An 18,248-nucleotide genomic window follows, 5' to 3' on the forward strand; every position below is an offset into this window, starting at 1 on the left:
ACAATTACTGTCGCAAACCGTCCCCGCACCCAGAATGTCCGGTCAAGCTCCATGGCTGTGACGATTATTGCCGTAAACCAGGGCCCTGGATTACCGGCCATTGCTTTGCGACCGATGGAGGTTGCTTCCAGTCCAAACCGCTGCCGGATTTCTGGAACCTGGAATTCCGACCGCTTCGATGTCGTCCCGGTCAGGTCATTGACGCAAGGAAGATCATCGGCCAGCCTGCCCATTCAGTTTCTCCCTAACCTGGTACCCTGACACAGAATACGCCACTTAACTGTTGTCCTTTGGAAATTGCTTAGACATCTCTGTGGGAATTGCCGTTGACGGACCGACGAGTCCGTCCTATTCTCCCGAAAAATGACGGACCAGTCCGTTTCATAAAAGGGAATCTCAGATGACGGCACAGAATACATCGAAAACAGCGACGAATGTGGAGCAAAAGCGGGAGGCAATCCTGCGGGCTGCATTCAAGAAGTTCGCTTCCGATGGATTTCATGAAACGGACGTTCAGCACGTTGCGGACGCTGCTGGTGTTGGCAAGGGAACAGTTTACCGGCACTTCAATACCAAGAACGAATTGTTCTTGGAAACCGCTCGCTATTGCCAACGATTGATGAGCCAGTTCATTCGCGAGGCAATCGGCGATGATGAGACTGCACTGAAGTTCGCTGAGACCCAGGGCGTGGGGCAACTGCTCCGTCAAATTGCACTCGCGTTTGCCGGCTTCTATGCACAGAACCCGGATGCTGTCGAAATCATGCTGCAGGAACGAGCCGTTTTTCGGGCGTCGGTATTTCCTTCCCATCTCATTCATAAGCAGCAAACGCGGGCCGGCATGGATGAGTTTCTCGGCTCCGTGGCTGACGGTCGCATCTTTCGAGTCATGGACGCTCACGCGCTGACGAATACCTATGGTGACCTGATGTTCGGAACCGTAGTGAACGGCTGCCTGGAAGGTGATACGACCGGCCTGCTCGAGCGCATGGAACACGCCATGGACATCTTTCTGAAAGGTGTCGAAGTCCGCTGACTTCGCGATGGTTACGAGCGCGATCTTTCTTGAATTGTTCGGCTAGTGCTCATCGTGTTCCGATGCTGAGATCCCATCCAAAAGGCGCTTCGGCCTCTTTCCGCGAAGCGATTAATTCAACAGAAGTTGACTTATGACTGCGAAGCCAAGTGTGTTCTGGAGTCGAGTCGTCAAACCGATCCTGGTCCTGACGGTTCTGGCTGGTATTGGCTGGGGTCTCTATCGAGTTATCGAGGAACGACAGGCTGCGAAAACTGCCGCTGAGGCCATTGAAATTCCAGAGCGCCCACCCCAATCGGTAAGTGTGACACCGGCTGTTCAACGGCCGATGCAAGCATGGCTTTTTGCGGAAGGAACGGCTCGTTCGGTGAGACGCGAATATCTGACGTTCGATCGTGCCGGCCGCGTCACATATGTCCGGCCTGGAGATGACGGCAAGGATCTTCGCGAAGGAGCAACCGTCAAGAAGGGTGAAAGCCTGGCTCGGCTTGATGACCGTCAATCTCAAAGTGAGATCGACTCCGCCAAAGCGGCAGTCGCCGAAGCGAATGCGCAACTTAAAGCCGCACGAGCAGAAATTCAGCAGTCGGTGACCCAGTACCAGCTTGCCCAGTCTCAATTCGCGCGAACTCAACGACTGTTCGACCAGAAGGCAACATCAAGAGCGGAATACGATGAAGCCGAGGCGAATGTCAAGAATTCCGAAGCGGCGCGAGATGCCGCTCAGACCAGGCTGCTCTCGCTCGAGTCGAGCGTTGCGGCAGCAGAAGCTCGCCTGCGACAGGCGACGCTGGCGCTGGAAGAGATTGAGATCACCTCACCGATTGACGGAATCATTGCCTACCTCAACGTTGAGGAGGGTTACTATTTCATGCAAAGCAACGTGAAGACGACAAGCGAAGCGGAAGCCTTGCAGACAGTGCCCATTGTGGTCATCGATCCCACGGAATTTGAAATCACCGTCAACATTCCGGCGTTCGATTCGGGACTCCTGGAAACCGGACTCCGCGTGCTGATCATGACCGGCGGAAGTTCCGAAGCCGATATGATTCAAACGGTCTCGGGAACTCCTCCCTCAGATGGGACTCGTACGGAATTGTTATGGACAGCACAGGGAGAAATCTTCTCGGTCAACCCGGCTGTCAACCCGGGTGGACGTTCCGTGCAGGTGCAGATCCGTACGGTGCTTGGAGCCGATCAGTTGCGAGACGGAATGTTCGTAACGAGCTGGATCGAAATTCAAAACAAGCCGGATGCAATCGTCGCGCCGTTCAACGCGTTTCTGTATGAAGAGAATCGTCCGTATGTCTTCGTGATTGATGAACGAAACATCGCGCGCCGTCGCGCAGTTGTTCCCGGCATCCAGGGGCTTGCCGGTCTGGAGATCGTCTCCGGGGTCGAGGAAGGCGAACGACTGGCCATCGATGGCCGACACCGGCTCGTTGATGGCAGTCCCGTCCGGGTCATCGAAACCCGGGAACGCGTCCAGCATGCTGTCTCAATCGGGAGAATTACCCGGTGAGTGAAAGACAGATAGACGATGAGTTCTCTGCGAACGAACATGCACAGCACGATGTGCCGGACGAAGCAAATGCTTCCACATTGGCGAAGTTCTTTATTCTTCGTCCCGTGTTCGGCCTGCTCCTGCTGGTTCTGTTCATTGCCTGGGGGTTGATGGCCTACGATTCTCTGGTCAAAGAATCGATGCCTGATCTGGAAATTCCTCAGGCAACGATTACTACAGTCTGGCCGGGCGCAGATCCCGAATCGATTGAGCAGGAAGTCACCGAGAAAATTGAAACCTCCGTGATGTCCATGCGGGGTGTGAAGCGCGTCCGCAGTTCCTCCTTCGATTCTTATTCGATTATCGCTGTCGAGTTTCAGGCCGAAGCCGATTTATCGGAATCCATGCAGCTGCTCCGCGTGGAAGTCGACGACGCCTTCGGGGAATTGCCACGGGAAATTGAGAAGCCACAGGTCACTCAGGTATCTGTTGATGACGCGCCGATTTTGAGTGTCGTGCTTTATGGAGATGTCGACGCAGCCGTTCTGAGCCGCACCGCAGTTAATCTTGAAAAATCGATGCAACGTGTGGAAGGCGTGAATGAAGTTCGCATCGGAGGACTCCGCGAAGAGATCATTCGAATCCAACTCTATTCAGATCGGCTGGCGGCTCTCGGTATACCGCCCACGGTGATTCGCGATCAGATTCAGGCCGCCAATAAGGACATGCCCTGGGGCGAGATCGAAAGCGATGCACTCGGCGCGACACTTCGGCTGTTCGGTCGATTTCGTGATCTCGAAGACCTGAAGCATCTTCCGATCACGCGGATCGATGGCGGACGGGTCATCCGGCTGGAAGAACTGGCCGATGTCCGCCGCGACCTGGAACGCGAATCGTCTCGAGCATTCTTGAGCTGGGGTGGAGAACCATACCAGCGCTCCATTGAAATGTCCCTGACGAAAGCGCCCGGTTCCGATACTGTCGAAGCCATTGCCAATGCCCGGGCCGAACTGGAACGACTTCAGAGCGACTCGGACTGGCCGCACGGGTTACAGTATCGGATCACGACGGACCAGTCAGAGAAAATCTGGGAATCTCTGATGCGCGTTTTTGACAATGCCTGGCAGGCAATGCTTTGCGTCTTTGTGGTGTTGTTTTTCATGCTAACGTGGCGCGAGGCGCTAATTGCCGGCTTGTCGATTCCGCTGACATTTCTGGGAGCGATGGGGACGATCTGGTTCCTGGGTTACACGCTCAACGAGATGGTTTTGATCGGAATGGTGCTTGCGCTCGGGCTGCTGGTCGATGTCTTTATTCTGATGATGGAAGGGCTGCACGATGGAATCTTTGTCGAGAATATGACCTTCGGTCAGGCCGCGCTCAATACTGTGAAACGGTTCGCGGTTCCTGCTCTGGCGGGACAGGGAACGACAATCCTGGCACTGGTCCCGCTGATAGCAATCACAGGCACATCGGGGAAATTCATCCGTATTCTTCCAGTGACGATGATCAGTTGCCTGGTCATCAGCTTCATTGTGGCAATCCTGATCGATATTCCAGTCTCGCGATACCTGTTAGGCGGACTAAAGGCGAAGGATGATCGTAAGACGTTCGTCGACCGCATCAGTTCGGCTCTCTCACGTCGGCTCTACCGTTGGAGCCTGGCGACGACGGTATGTAATCGCTGGATCGCTTTCGGATGGGTCTTAGGCACACTTATTCTGTTCGCAGGTGCGTCGATGCTGTTCCTGCAATTGCCCACGCTGATGTACTCAGCGAGAGATGGGTTGAGCATGGGCGTCACTGTGGAACTTCCGGCCGGAACTACACTCGATCGTTCTCAGGAGTGTGCCGATCTGATTGGTGAAATTCTGCGTGAGAAGCCTTATCTCGAAAGCGTCGTCAAGCTGGTGGGCAATAAGAGCCCGATGGCTAGAACATCATTGGGTGATGCTTTGCAGCCGAGTTCCGGAAGTTATTTTGTGGGCTTTTCCTGCACGTTCGTTGCTCGGGAACTCAGGGACTTACCCGCGTACGGTTACACAGATGATCTTCGCGCCGAAGTCGAAGAGGCCGTGGAGAGTCATTTCCCCGGTTCCAGCGTGAGTCTCGCTGCCGATACCGGACAACCAACATCTGGCGATCCTGTTCAACTGCAGATCGTCGGCGACGACATGGACAAGCTTCGGGAACTGTCGTTACAGGTTCAGTCGGAGATTTCGGAGATTCCAGGTACAATCGATGCACGAGATAATCTTGGCAACAAACGCCTTGATATTCGATTACTACCACGCCGCGAAGCGCTTGATTTCTACGATATCACGCATGACCAGCTGGCGAGCCAGGTTCGTTATGCGATGGATTCTCAGGAGGTCGGTCGATTTGCCGTCGATGGTGTCGATGAAGATCTCGATATCCGCATGGGAACCAGTTGGCCCAGCAGGAACGGTCACCTGGGTGGACCGACCCGCATGGATGAACTCGTTTCGATGCGAGTTTATCGCCCGACGGGGGAAACTGTTCCGCTGATGGCTGTCGTTGAACCAGTGCTCCAGCCGGCTCCGCTCTCTATAACGAGGGAAGATGGTCAGCGATCGATCACCGTTTCAAGCAAAGTGCAAGGCAGGGTTGCTTCGGAAGTTACGGATGAACTCACACCGAAACTCGACAAGCTTTCTGAAACCTGGCCGGCTGGGTACGGGTACCATATGGGAGGAGAGGCCGAGGAAGCTGCGGAGGCGTTCGGCTCTGCTGGACAGATGATGTTTATCTCCCTCTTCATGGTTTTCGGTCTCCTCGTGCTGCTGTTCGGCAGCTTCACGCAGCCGTTTATCATCATGATGACGATCCCGATGGCGTTGATTGGAACCTTTACCGGTTTCTATGTTGCTGACATGGCGTTCTCCTTCACCGCGATGATTGGAATCATTTCTCTGATTGGAATCGTGGTCAACGATTCCATCGTGATGGTCGAGACCATGAACGAGCACCTGCGAAAGGGAATGAGCGTGAAAGAATCCGCCGCCCGTGGTGGCGCTGATCGTCTGCGGCCCATTCTCAGCACAAGTATCACAACGATCATTGGCCTCATTCCGCTCATGCTGAGTGACCCGATGTGGGAGCCGCTGTGTAGCGCTGTGATTTACGGTTTGATGGCTTCAACGGTTCTATCGCTGGCGATCATTCCTCCTTTGTTCATTCTGTTGACTCGCAAAGAGCCAGGACAGATCTCAGCCATCTAGTCCGTCCAGGAAATGGAATTTGCCATGCTCGTACTGACAACGAAACCAGGAGATTCGATCATGATTTCTGACGACATCCGTCTGACTCTGACGAGAACCGCCGGGAACCGAATTGAGATTGGAATCGAGGCGCCGCGGAGGATCGGAGTCGAACGCATGGAAGTTCGCTCTCGGAATGATGCCGGGTTGGAGATTCTCCCTGTCCGATCTCCAGGCTAGCCATTCGCAATCTTCGACGTGCCCCTCGGACGGACCAGTCCGTTCTTGGTTGTTTCTTCCTGGCTCAGATCTCCGGAATATCTGAGCGTCAGGGTTTCACTCTCGCTGCTCTCTTATCAGGTAGAAAAAACATGATTACGACGACGACCTCTCCAAGTACAAATATCATCGAAATGGATATCGCCGGAGAAGTGACCGCTGAAGAACTCGCAGCGGCCATGGATCTTCTCCGAAAGAGTATCGAAGAGCACGGATCGGTCCGACTTCTGAAGAGAATCCAGGCGGACAAACTTCCGAAATTTCCAATGTCGAAGATCTGGGATGACGTCAAGTTCAGCTATCAACATCTTGGCCAAATCACTCACGCAGCCGTCGTCACCGATCATAGAGGGGCCGCGACAATGACCAGCATGATGAATCCACTGTTTAAGATGAAGATGAAGTGCTTCCCCAATTCGGACATCGACGAGGCCCGAGAGTGGCTTGCGACAGCAGACACAAATGCTCAAGCATCCGCCGAATAGATGCGATCCACTCGAACAGAATCCAAGTCGGTTTGGTCCCCATCGACTTGCCGAATCGGAGCCAGCCGTGTCCTGGCTTCCGATTCGGTTTCTTCAAGTGTCAAGAACTTCACGTTCAGCTGGTAGCGAAGGACCTCAAGAGAATCTGTGAACAGTTACGACCAAATCCGATGACCGAGTCAATCAGGCAAGGAGGCCATGATGAAGCAAAAGACGACACTCTGTATTGAAACCATCGATGGGCGTGAGCAGAATTTTCATCTGCCGGCACCTGTCGAAAACGAACGACACTATTCGATCGCGAGCAAGATCGAGAAATTTCTATTCCAGCAAAGCATCGCTCTGATTGTTGACGACGAGTTGATCGTCATTCCGATGCATCAGGTGAAATCATTGAGTATTTCACCTCTGCGGAACAAGCTCCCAGAGAATGTGGTCGTTACGGCGACCCGCGCGTCCGTAAGTTGCGATCCCCTCATGGCCGATCGCCTTTCCGCCTAAGAGAGAAAGGAAGCTCCAATGCCCACAGCACCCCTTGACCTGTGCTCTGAATCCTTCAAACGAAATCCGTATCCGGAGTTAAAACGTGCAAGGAAGATCGGCCCCTTCGTTTATGCCCGCCTACCAATGGTTGGCCGAGTCTGGGTTTCCACCGATTATGAATCAACGGTGGCAGTTCTGAGAGACCAGGAGTATTTCGTTGTTAACCCTCGCAACGCTGGCCGCAAGAAATTTGCGGGGATGAGCTGGTGGATGCCTCGATCATTCAGACGCCTGACCAACACGATGCTGGCGAAGGATGAACCTGACCACCGTCGACTGCGAAAGCTTGTCGAGTCCGCGTTTCTGCGGCAAAGCATCGATGCCCTGCGTCCTCGCATCGAAGAACTGACACATCGTCAGCTGGAGATCATGGCGAGTGCGACGGACAAGCGGACCGGGGAGATTGATTTTCTGAGGCATTTTGCGAGGCCTCTCCCACTGGCCGTGATCACTGAATTGCTCGGTCTACCCGAGGAAGATCGAGAGAAGTTTGCTCGTTGGGCTTCCAGCTTTACGTCAATCGAAGGAACCTTCGGTCTTCTGAAGATCCTTCCCGGGGTTCGCAAGCTCACTGGATATCTGAAAGAACGGTTTGAGATCTGTCGTCAGCATCCGGAGCCGGACATGATCTCGGCACTCGTAGCTGCCGAACAGGAAGGCGAGCGGTTGAGTGAGGACGAACTGCTGGCGACTGTGTTTCTTTTACTCATCGCTGGTCATGAAACCACAGTGCATCTGCTGAGCTTGGGGTTACTGACACTGTTACAGCATCCTGAGCAGAAGACCGCTCTCATGGCCGACTGGTCAAAATCTCGGCCCGCTGTCGATGAAATCCTCCGTCAAGCGACTCCAATCCAGATGACCAAACCTCGGTACGTGGCCCGCGACATCGAAATCTGTGGGCATCCATTCTTTCGGGGAGATGTCATCGTCCCTCTTCTCGCTGCTGCCAATTCTGACCCGAAAGCGTTTTCCGAGCCGGAAGAGTTCCGTATTGATCGAGATTCCCGTAAGCATGTCGCTTTTGGTTCCGGACCACATGTATGCCTGGGATTGAAGCTTGCCCGAGTGGAAGCGGAAATTGCATTTGAACAACTATTAACAACATATCCCAACCTGGAGTTGGCGATCCCTGAGAAGCACCTTCAATGGTACGAGCGGCCGGGAGCTCGGGCGATGAAGGAGATGCCGATCCGACTGAATCAGGTGGCCCACCCTTTGATCAAGGAGCAAGTTCATGTGGCCTGAATTATTGGAGTTGTTCAAGAGATTCCCTCAGTTGGTTATTCAGACTTGCCTTGTGGTTTCATGTTGTGAAGTCGCCTGCTCAGAAGAAATCCAACAGCGTCCGCAGACGGGACATTCTCTCGACTTCGAAGCACAAGCCCCTCCGGCGGCGCAGCTTCCCGCAATCGGCTGGCAATCACTCTTCAAACCGCAGCAGATTTCCATGAGAGGAACCTGGATCGGGGCAAGCGGAGAAGATGGACTCGGCGTGACAGATCTCAGTCTGTCGACGAGCTTTTCCATGCCTGGCCCGGATATGAAATCTTTCATCAGTATTTCGCCGGGCTTGAACGTGCAATACCTCGATGGACCAGAGGGGGTTCCTCTTCCCTCAGAAGTATTCAATGCCTCGCTGACCTTCTCCTGGATGAAACCGATCAATGAGAGAATGACTTTTGTCGCGGGTGTCTCACCTGGTTACGCGAGTGACCTGAACGCCGGCGGCTCCGACGCGTTCCGGCTCGTGGCCTTCGGAAGTTTGATCTGGCAAACCACCGAGACCACAAAATGGACATTGGGAGTCGCAGCCACGGGGCGGGAAGATATTCCGATCCTGCCAGCCGCGGGCGTCATCTGGACTCCAACTCCGGATTGGCAGATTGACATCGGCGCGCCTCGGCCACGAGTCGCTCGTCGAATCGCGGCTCGCGGGACACAAGGTGACGACTGGATCTACGCAGCGGGTGAGTTTGGCGGCGGCACCTGGGCCGTTGATCGAGGTGGGGTGGAGGACGAGTTGACGATTCGTGACTTTCGGCTCGTGCTGGGCTGGGAACGTAAAGGGAAGGAAACTTTGAATCCCCGATTTGAAATGGGGTATGTCTTCGGACGCAAAATCGAGTATGAGTCTGATGACTATGACTTTTCACCGGGCGATAGCTTGATGCTTCGGACCGGGATTACCTTCTAACATTCAACGCCACGATCCCGACCAATTTTGCCTTTCGCGCTCGAATTCGTGAACAGACCCGAATACTGACGTCTCATGTTGCATTGGATCATCACATGGATTCCCTTTGGGGTTCCTCAGCAGCGCCTGAGCATGCTGATCGCACTGAGTCTGGTATTCCTGGCACCGGGATGCCAGTCCATGCGGCATTCCGCGAGTGTACCGCGACTGGAAAATCCTCTCGCAGCCTACGCTTCGTGGGGGTGGACAGGATTTCGTCGACCAGCCGAGAGTTCGGGGCATGGTCTCGTACCCCTGCGGCCGTACGAGCCCGGAAAGATTCCAGTCGTCTTTATCCACGGTCTGCTGTCTACGCCTGGCACGTGGGAAGAAATGACGACCGCCCTGTATTCTGATCAACGGATCGCCGAAGGCTATCAATTCTGGGTCTTTCAATACTCGACCGGCACTTCGTTTCTGGAATCGGCGAATGATCTTCGCCAGGAACTCCGAGAAGTTGTCAGCAAGCTCGATCCCGATGGCCACGATCCCGCTTTACAGCAAATGGTCCTGGTCGGACATAGCATGGGCGGACTGCTGACGAAATTGCTCGTCTCGTCCAGTGACAACTGTTTGTGGGATGCGATTTCGGCAGAACCGTTTGAGTATGTCTCAGCGGATGAGGAAACCAAAAGCGAGATCGAAGCCGTGATGTTCTTTGAACCGTTGCCGTTTGTTCGCCGCGCTGTCTACCTCGCGACTCCGCATCGTGGGTCCACCTGGGCTGACCGCTCAATGGGACGTTTCGCACGAAGCCTGATTGCCTTCCCAGATTCCGTTCATAGTCGCTATCAGAAGTTGATGAGCAACAACTCCGGATTGCTCAGACAGAGTTCGCAGACGATTCCCACCAGCCTCGATCATCTCAAGCCGAATGATCCCATCATGATCGCTCTGCAGGGAATAACGACTTCCCCAGATGTGGCAGCGCATTCCATTATCGGGATAGGCCATAGTACCAACGGACACGACGGGGATGGAACGGTCGAATTAACGAGCGCCCGCATCGAAGGCACCACTTCCGAACTGTTCATCGCCGCAGGTCACACCAAAATCCACAAGACGCCGCAGGCGTCCGCAGAGGTTCGCATGATTCTGCATCAGCATTTGCATCAGACGGATTTGACGAACGCCCGTTGAGAGCAATCGGAGCAGCGTGCTGGAGAGTCCCAACAGCGCAGTTTGGCCGCAATTGTGACCGCATCCCGACCGAACTGAGTCGGAGCACTTCTCCGGTCGTCCCAGTCAGCCGGCCAATTCCTGCCCACCGAACAGACAATTCTGATTCTTCTCGCTCGCCGAGACCGGTAGGGAACGGATCACCTGAGCGATCTTTGTATGGGGAACGTACGGAATCGCTGCGAAACATGAAACCAGAGGCATGAATCGCCAGTAAATCCACTGGTGAAGGTTGTGTCTTATGTAAGATCGCTCTCGATCACGTTCCCACTAAGCCAAAAAGAATTGCCGTCATGACTCGTTTTTTTGGGTTGCTGCTTCTGGTCACACTTCTCTGGATGGGTCCTTCAATTGCCGCCGGACAAGAGAACAGCGGGCAGTCCAGTTCCGCGACGCTCGCTGAGAGTTTGCCTCCCAAGATTCAACAGATTCAAAAGGAGTTCCCCGCCTGGCTTCAGAAAACCGACAACAAAGAGGCGGCAGGACTCATGCAAAAGCTGGGCGAGCAGATGAAAGCGAAGAAGTTTGAAGAAGCTGAGAAGACGGCGGATTCCATTCTGAAGATTATGGGTGTGAACGCGCCACCCGCCGGCCCGAACGGTGCAAACAAATCAGCGACGTCGCCCGCAGCCAGTTCATCGGAAGAAACGACCGAACGCCTGACCGCGAAAGTCGAACGCATAAAGGCCGGAACTCAGAAATGGGCAGCCAATGGCCGCGATCCCGCGGAAATCGCCAAGACCATGCATGAGAAGTTTCAACCTCTGATGCAATCAGGCAGGATCATCGAGGCAGAGGCGGTGTTGGATAATCTACTCAAACAGTTGGGCATGGACGAAAGCACATCCGCTGCGACGCCAGCCGATGAAGCATCTGCGGAAGAGCGAACGCTGACAAGAGTTCATGCGATTCAGAAGGCTCTTCCAGGCTGGGGTGAGAAAACCGGCAGAAAGGAAGAGTCGGATGCAATGATGCAGATATTGAGGGAGCAACTGGCGGATATGAATTTCGTCGAAGCCGAGAAGACGGCAGATAAAATCCTGGCAATGTTGGGCGTGAGTATCGCTCCTGTCGCACAAGCTGAACGGCCTGCGACTGCAGGGGAACCAAAGCAGTCGGACGACCCGTTTTCGACATTCATTCCCCAGAAGCTTGTTTTGCTTGCCAGTGATCGCATCTCGCTGACACCGAAACAGCGTGAAGTTCTGTTCGCTCAGCTCGATTCGACTCGAGCGAGACTGGAAGAACTCACGGCCGCGAGGGAACGCGAGTCGACGGCACTTTTGGCTTTGACTTCACAGGATCGCCTGGACGAAAAGGCGGTACTCGCCCAGTTTGATCGGCAGTTGGATGTTGAACGTGAGGCCAAGCTGCTTCAGGTCGCTCAGGGAATCATGATCCAAAACTTATTGACAGCGGAACAGCGTGCCATGCTGCGTGAAATGATGAAGAATCCCGTTGCGGTCACTAAGCTTGAGCAGGAATTTAAAAACCGTATCTCCGCGAAGGTGGAACGTGTCCAGGCGGGAGCCCAGATGTGGGCACGAGGCGGTCGCGATCCCTCATCCATTGCGGAGGCGATGGAACAAAACGTCCGACCGCTCCTGGATTCAGGACGAGTCTTTGAAGCCGAAGCAGAGCTCGATCGAGTGCTAGAACTCATCAATAAGGATTCAAAATGACTGGATTGAATCGATTCATAACCCGCCGGGATTTGCTCTGTCGCAGCGGGATGGGCATCGGTGCACTGGCCCTGTCCGGTGTGATTCAGGATGCCAGTGGAAGCGAATCAGCTGTGATCGATGCCGTTTCCCCTTTGACCCCACGGCAACCTCACTTTCCCGGGAGGGCCAAACGAGTCATTCATCTGTTCCTCAGTGGCGGACCGTCGCATGTCGACACCTTTGATCCTAAACCAGCACTCGACAAGTATCATGGTCAGCCACTTCCCGAGAGTATCCACCTCATCACGGAACGACGGACCGGGACCGTGATGCGGTCACCTTACAAGTTTCAACGCTATGGTCAGAGTGGAATTGAAGTCAGTGAGATTTTCCCTCACATCGGCGAAAGCATTGACGACGTCGCCGTGATCCGTTCGATGCAGGCTGACGTCCCGAACCATATCCCGTCGATCCTGCTGATGAATTGTGGAGACTCGCGACTCATTCGGCCGAGTCTTGGATCATGGGTAACTTACGGTCTGGGAAGTGAGAATCAAAACCTTCCTGGGTTTGTCGCGATGCGTCCGGGAGGATATCCAGGCAACGGGGGAACTCAGAACTGGCGTGCCGGGTTCCTTCCGGGGGCCTTTCAAGGAACGTACATTGATACTCGGCACACTCAGATCGAGAAACTGATCGAGAATACGGTCAATCAACGGATTTCGAGCCTGGAGCAAAATCGTCAACTCGGGCTGCTGCGCGAACTCAATGAATTTCACCGCGGCGATCGAAACGCGGACCCGCAGATCGACGCACGCATTCAGTCCTTTGAATTAGCGTCGCGGATGCAATTGGAAGCCACGGACGCGTTTGATATCAGCCAGGAACCCGAATCGATCCACCGCATGTACGGAGATGGCAGCGAGGCGCGACAGATTCTGATCGCCCGGCGACTTGTGGAACGGGGCGTTCGCTTCGTGCAGGCGTGGGTCGGCAGCGATTGGGACCATCACCAGAATCTGGAACAAAGTCATCGCGCGATGGCCAAGAAATGTGATCAGGCCATTGGTGCGTTGCTGAAGGATCTCAAGCAGCGCGGTATGCTGCAAGATACGCTCGTGATCTGGGGCGGTGAATTCGGACGCACGCCCACAGTCGAGGTCCCGATGGGACTGCCCAATAATCTGTATGGAAACGGCCGCGATCACAATCACCATGGTTTTACAACCTGGTTGGCCGGCGGCGGCGTTAAAGGCGGATATGTCCACGGGGCGACCGACGAGTTCGGCTTCCAGGCTGTTGATCAAAAAGTGCACGTCCACGACCTTCACGCCACGATTCTTCACTTGCTCGGCTTCGATCACACGCGGTTAACCTATCGCCATGCCAGCCGTGATTTCCGCCTCACTGATGTGTATGGCGAAGTGGTCAACGAATTGCTTGCCTGATGAGGCATACTATGAGGAAACTTCGGTGCAACAGTCCATGCTGAGTGGTCCAATCGTGCGCGGGTTCTCGTTATCGACAATTCTGTGCCTGAACCTGTTTGCTCAGGCGATGGTTTATGCCGATCCGCCGGTTGACAGTGATGCTCAGGGCGTCGAGTTCTTTGAACGCCGAATTCGTCCGCTGATGGCAGAGCGATGCTATCAGTGCCATAGTTCGGAAAGCAAGAAAGCGAACGGAGGGCTTCTGCTCGATAGTGTCGGGGGACTTCGCAACGGAAGTGATTCAGGCGCGATCATCGTGCCCGGAGCACCGGATCAGAGCCTGCTCGTGGAAGTCGTGCGTTCCGATGAAGCAGGTGTGCGTATGCCGCCAGACGGCGACAGACTGACGAACACTCAGATTGCGGACATCGAAGCGTGGCTAACGATGGGAGCCCCTTTGCCTGAAACAGTCATTCAGGAAGACCCGATTGCCACAAGTTCGCGTACCCACTGGGCCTTTCAACCGGTGAAGGAGCAGGCCGTGCCCACGGTACGGCAACGTCGCTGGGTGCAAACGCCCGTCGACGCATTCGTCCTTGCCACGCTGGAGCAAGCCGGACATGAACCGGCGCCACCTGCCGACAAACGAACGTTGATTCGACGGGCAACGTACGATTTGATTGGGCTGCCACCGACACCTGAAGAAGTCGCGGCATTCGAGGCCGACGAATCGGCAGATGCTTTTGCAACGGTTGTCGATCGCCTGCTCCGTTCTGAACATTACGGGGAACGGTGGGGGAGGCACTGGCTGGACGTCGCGAGGTTCGCCACGAGCGATAGCCCGTTTGCGTTTACCTATCGCGATTATGTAATCCGCGCCTTCAACGAAGATTTGCCCTACAACGAATTTCTGATTCAGCAAATCGCGGCTGACCAACTCGATTTGGGCGACGACAAACGACCTCTCGCTGCCCTCGGATTTCTGACCGGTGGTCGTCAGTTCATGGACAATCACGATACGATCGACGACCGAATCGATGTCGTCACGCGTGGTACCATGGGCTTGTCAGTCAGTTGTGCTCGGTGCCACGATCATAAGTACGACCCGATTCCGACACGTGATTACTATGGACTGCATGGTGTCTTTGCCAGCACTTCAGTACCTGGGGAGTTACCTCTGCTGGGCATCGATCCTGATCCGACGGAGTTTGCAAAGTATTCGATGGAACATCAGGCTCGCAAAGCCAAACTGGAAGAGTTTATTCAAAAGCAGCAGGCGGAAGTTCTCAAACAACACCGTGATCTAACTGCACAGTACCTCCTGCTGAGTCGGGAACCACAGAAGATCGCCGAGCTCATCGAAGGAGAATTCGGATTGAGCGATCGAAAAATCCTTCAGACTGGTGCGAAGCGCTGGGCGGCTGCGCTCGAAACAATGGACTCGAAAACTGATCCGATCTTCGCCCCGTGGTTTGCCTTCGCGGCTTTGCCCGCTTCCGAGTTCGCGGATCAGGCGGAGATACTGTCCGCGAAAATCGCCCGTAATTCAGCTTCCGCTCCGTTGAATTCGTTCGTCGTCAAAGCCTTTGCCGATGAACCGCCCACGTCCTTGGAAGAAGTCGCCAGTCGTTACGCCAACCTGCTCCAGGATGCGGACAAACAATGGCAGGATCTCAAGGACCGGACCAATCCAAGTTCCAATTCTTCCGTTGCGCTGCCGGATCGCGAACAGGAAGCGCTCCGCCAGCTGTTCTACGGCAAGGACAGCCCCGGCAACATGCCAGCTGACATGATGACCCGGTTGTTTACGACCTCATCACTGATGCAGCTGGGACCTCTTAAGGCGCAAGTTGATCAGCTGGATGCCACTCATCCGGGCGCTCCCTTGCGAGCGATGGTGCTCGTAGATCGTCCGCATCCGCAGAACAGCCGGATCTTTATTCGAGGGGATTCGAGTCGATTGGGGGCCGAAGCTCCTCGACAGTTTCTGACAATTCTATCGCAAGACGATCCCAAGCCATTTACCCAGGGGAGTGGACGACTTGAATTGGCGCAAGCGATCGCAAGTCGGGAAAATCCGCTCACGGCTCGGGTGATGGTCAACCGCATATGGCTCCATCATTTTGGGAGGGGACTCGTCACCACACCCGATGACTTCGGCTTAAGATCTGACTTGCCAAGTCATCCCGAACTGCTGGATTATCTTGCCTGGCGTTTTACGGAGGAGGGCTGGTCCGTTAAGGCTCTGCACCGATTGATAATGCTGTCGAACGTCTACCAGCAGCAAAGTGATGAACGCCATCACTCCGCACCGGAGGACTCTGAGAATCGTTTGCTTTCCAGAATGAATCGCCGTCGGCTCGACTTTGAAGCGATGCGAGACACACTCATTGCGGTGACAGGTAAACTCGACCGAACTCTCGGCGGTCGCCCCGTTGCCCTGATGAATGAGGGACCAGCGAACAAGACCTCCTATTCCCGTCGGCGTACCGTTTACGGCGTGATCGATCGTAACGATTTGATGCCCTTGTATCAGAACTTCGATTTCGCCACACCGGATCTTTCCACATCCCAGCGCGATATAACCACCGTTCCGCAACAAGCATTGTTCTTTTTCAATGATCCGTTTGTCATGCAGCAAGCGTGCAGTCTGGCGGCTCGAGCCGATTTTCAACTGCTCGAAAACACGGAGCAGCGAATCCAATATGTCTATCAGCAACTCTTCCAACGCGATCCTGCAGATGCGGAAATGGAACTGGCGACGCGATTCCTCGCCGCTGAAGAATTGGCGGCTCAACAAGGAACAGAACATCCCGCGTCTGTCGCCGTTAGCCACAGGAGCTTGCGGCCGCTTCGTCCCTGGGAGCGTCTCGTTCATGTTCTGATGATGTCCAACGAACTGATGTTTGTGGATTAGCTCCTTCGGACGAGGCCGCACGCCTTCGTCAAGTTTCGTTCCTCGGCTCCATCAATGGATTTTTGCATTCAGGAATTCAGCCAGATTCCCGGCATCATCCGTTCCGATCTTCAGAGCCCCCTCGCTCTTGAAATGAACGACGACGCAGTCCCGGCCCCAGAGATTCCAAACCCACGCGCCCCGGATATTCTTGTGAATTCCCCAGCCCTCCAGCAACGTGGTGCGACCGACGACAACGCTCGCGATTTCAGAGTATTGCACGGTTCTGTGAAAGATCGGGATGGGGCCAAACCGAATCTGCATTTCGTCGCCCTGACCCACGACAGTCAAATGGTGGAATGAGCCGGCAAGTAACAATACCATCAGGCCAATCGGCGGAAACAACCATGGAATTGGGGGGACGTCAGGGCCGAACCAACTCACCCAAAGAAACCCCACACCAAAGGCATAAATCGGCAAACACAACGGGGCTTTCTGCACGTGACAATAAGTGGGAGGAGACGTCTCTGCAGTCATTACTGAATCCTCATTGTTCCGAGTCGCCCCTATTTGAATCGAGCTACAGGATGTGCCTCGTACGCTGCCACTCTTACATCCCTCGATCGGTCGCATTCCGCATACTTTTCAATGACCTTCTTGAGGCCGTTTCGCACCTGCGTGAGAATAGTGGCAGGCAGGCGACCTGACAGAAGTCAGCGAGGGGCATGCAGGTCAAGGACGATGAAGAGTAACATTTGACGTGTAGCGGAATGTAGTTAACCCCACTTAATTCAACGGAATTCCGCTGACATCCGATAAGTACGGCATTTCAACCCTACGCGGTGAAAACGGCCACTTTCAATCCGGAAATCACATTAGACCGACCGGCTTTGTTACTTATCGTTACGGAGTGCGAGCCGTCCACCCCGCAAGTCTACCGCCGCCGCATCTCCTCCCCCGTCTCCCGTCGCTTTCCTGCCCGGCAAAGCAACTGACTTCTTCGCTGAACATCACCTGCTCTTCCGAATCCCCTGCCAGCGTTCCGGATCCACAAACTGGCGGTTCCGTCGCTTCTCCTCGCCGACCTCGCTCAGCTTCCGCCGGGGCTGCGGCCTGAGCCGCTCGGCTTCGAACAATCGTACGCCGACGGCATGACCGGCCGCACATGCGTTGTACAGCGCATCGAACCAGTGGTTGTTCTTGCGGATCCGCTCCCCGCGGGTCACCATCCCCTTCCCCGCCACAAACTCCTCGATCTTCCGCTCGGCGGTCAGGTGCTTGGTCAGACTCAGGTGTTCGTGCGGCGCGGCCTGGAACAACCGCATGGCGCCGGGTTGCGACAAGGGCGTCGTTAATCGCTGATGCACCCAGCTCTTCCAGTGGTCCGCGTTGACCTCCAGCAGCGTGACGCCGTGGTCGAGCAGGTCGTTGCCGCTATAGCCTTCGCCGACGCCTCGCAACCGGGAGCGGCGCGAGCTTGACGACTGCTCCCAACGGCTCGAGATCTGCGTGGCGCCGCGACCAGCGGAAGCCGAGTGTTTCAGTTTCTTTGGGGGCGCCGGTGACAGATCCCTCTGCCGTGATCTCTGCCCCTCGTGCACCAACTGACTGTCCACGTTAGCCTGGCGGCAATCGTTCTCGGTCCAGAGCATGCCGCAGTTCGAACACGCATAAGCCCCCTTGCGTCAGGCTTCGGCCTGCGAGAGCGCTTCCTGCCAGCTTCTCAGATGCTGACGTTCCACGCCACCCCATTCGTGACAATAACGACAGCCCAG

General features: G+C 55.0%; 15 protein-coding genes. 12 read left to right on the forward strand and 3 right to left on the reverse strand.

The window, feature by feature from the left end:
* Positions 1-400 precede the first annotated feature (400 nt).
* The 6 genes from L1A08_RS11015 to L1A08_RS11035 all read left to right on the forward strand — a co-directional run bounded on the left by L1A08_RS11015 (position 401) and on the right by L1A08_RS11035 (position 7,026).
* Positions 401-1,036 (forward strand): TetR/AcrR family transcriptional regulator, encoded by a 636-nt coding sequence (locus tag L1A08_RS11015; protein ID WP_238756447.1) that lies wholly within the window; start codon positions 401-403, stop codon positions 1,034-1,036.
* A 367-nt stretch (positions 1,037-1,403) separates the two neighbouring features.
* The gene (locus tag L1A08_RS11020) at positions 1,404-2,558 is read left to right on the forward strand and encodes an efflux RND transporter periplasmic adaptor subunit (protein ID WP_238756448.1); all 1,155 of its coding nucleotides are present in this window, start codon (positions 1,404-1,406) and stop codon (positions 2,556-2,558) included.
* On the forward strand, positions 2,555-5,782 hold the full coding sequence (locus L1A08_RS11025; protein WP_238756449.1) for an efflux RND transporter permease subunit: 3,228 nt from the start codon (positions 2,555-2,557) through the stop codon (positions 5,780-5,782). Before L1A08_RS11020 ends, L1A08_RS11025 begins: the two co-directional genes overlap by 4 nt.
* Before the next feature lie 24 nt (positions 5,783-5,806).
* The gene (locus tag L1A08_RS22975) at positions 5,807-6,001 is read left to right on the forward strand and encodes a carbon storage regulator (protein WP_390896862.1); all 195 of its coding nucleotides are present in this window, start codon (positions 5,807-5,809) and stop codon (positions 5,999-6,001) included.
* 131 nt (positions 6,002-6,132) lie between these two features.
* Positions 6,133-6,525, forward strand: a complete 393-nt coding sequence (locus tag L1A08_RS11030; protein ID WP_238756450.1) for a SpoIIAA family protein — start codon at positions 6,133-6,135, stop codon at positions 6,523-6,525.
* A 201-nt stretch (positions 6,526-6,726) separates the two neighbouring features.
* The gene (locus L1A08_RS11035) at positions 6,727-7,026 is read left to right on the forward strand and encodes a hypothetical protein (RefSeq protein ID WP_238756451.1); all 300 of its coding nucleotides are present in this window, start codon (positions 6,727-6,729) and stop codon (positions 7,024-7,026) included.
* A 261-nt stretch (positions 7,027-7,287) separates the two neighbouring features.
* Here L1A08_RS11035 and L1A08_RS11040 read toward each other — a convergent pair whose 3' ends face one another.
* The gene (locus tag L1A08_RS11040; protein ID WP_238756452.1) at positions 7,288-7,488 is read right to left on the reverse strand and encodes a hypothetical protein; all 201 of its coding nucleotides are present in this window, start codon (positions 7,486-7,488) and stop codon (positions 7,288-7,290) included.
* Here L1A08_RS11040 and L1A08_RS11045 point away from each other — a divergent pair.
* The 6 genes from L1A08_RS11045 to L1A08_RS11070 all read left to right on the forward strand — a co-directional run bounded on the left by L1A08_RS11045 (position 7,438) and on the right by L1A08_RS11070 (position 16,494).
* Positions 7,438-8,316, forward strand: coding sequence for a cytochrome P450 (locus L1A08_RS11045; protein WP_261362850.1), 879 nt, complete (start codon positions 7,438-7,440; stop codon positions 8,314-8,316). The two genes, L1A08_RS11040 and L1A08_RS11045, sit on opposite strands and share 51 nt — an antisense overlap.
* A 202-nt stretch (positions 8,317-8,518) precedes the next feature.
* The gene (locus L1A08_RS11050) at positions 8,519-9,265 is read left to right on the forward strand and encodes a DUF6268 family outer membrane beta-barrel protein (protein WP_238756454.1); all 747 of its coding nucleotides are present in this window, start codon (positions 8,519-8,521) and stop codon (positions 9,263-9,265) included.
* Positions 9,266-9,445: 180 nt separating this feature from the next.
* Positions 9,446-10,444, forward strand: a complete 999-nt coding sequence (locus tag L1A08_RS11055; protein WP_261362820.1) for an esterase/lipase family protein — start codon at positions 9,446-9,448, stop codon at positions 10,442-10,444.
* Positions 10,445-10,776: 332 nt separating this feature from the next.
* Complete coding sequence (locus tag L1A08_RS11060) at positions 10,777-12,165, forward strand: Spy/CpxP family protein refolding chaperone (protein ID WP_238756456.1); 1,389 nt, start codon at positions 10,777-10,779, stop codon at positions 12,163-12,165.
* Complete coding sequence (locus L1A08_RS11065) at positions 12,162-13,595, forward strand: DUF1501 domain-containing protein (protein WP_238756457.1); 1,434 nt, start codon at positions 12,162-12,164, stop codon at positions 13,593-13,595. Before L1A08_RS11060 ends, L1A08_RS11065 begins: the two co-directional genes overlap by 4 nt.
* Positions 13,596-13,620: 25 nt before the next feature.
* Complete coding sequence (locus L1A08_RS11070) at positions 13,621-16,494, forward strand: PSD1 and planctomycete cytochrome C domain-containing protein (protein ID WP_238756458.1); 2,874 nt, start codon at positions 13,621-13,623, stop codon at positions 16,492-16,494.
* Positions 16,495-16,545: 51 nt separating this feature from the next.
* Here the strand turns inward: L1A08_RS11070 and L1A08_RS11075 are convergent, their stop codons facing one another.
* On the reverse strand, positions 16,546-17,010 hold the full coding sequence (locus L1A08_RS11075) for a hypothetical protein (protein ID WP_238756459.1): 465 nt from the start codon (positions 17,008-17,010) through the stop codon (positions 16,546-16,548).
* Positions 17,011-17,483: 473 nt separating this feature from the next.
* Positions 17,484-18,125 carry a terminase gpA endonuclease subunit gene (locus L1A08_RS11080; protein WP_238756460.1) on the reverse strand — a complete coding sequence of 214 codons (642 nt, stop codon included), beginning with the start codon at positions 18,123-18,125 and terminating at the stop codon, positions 17,484-17,486.
* Between the last annotated feature and the right edge of the window lie 123 nt (positions 18,126-18,248).

It is taken from the genome of Rubinisphaera margarita (genome assembly GCF_022267515.1).
In the GTDB taxonomy this organism is placed as follows: Bacteria; Planctomycetota; Planctomycetia; order Planctomycetales; family Planctomycetaceae; genus Rubinisphaera; species Rubinisphaera margarita.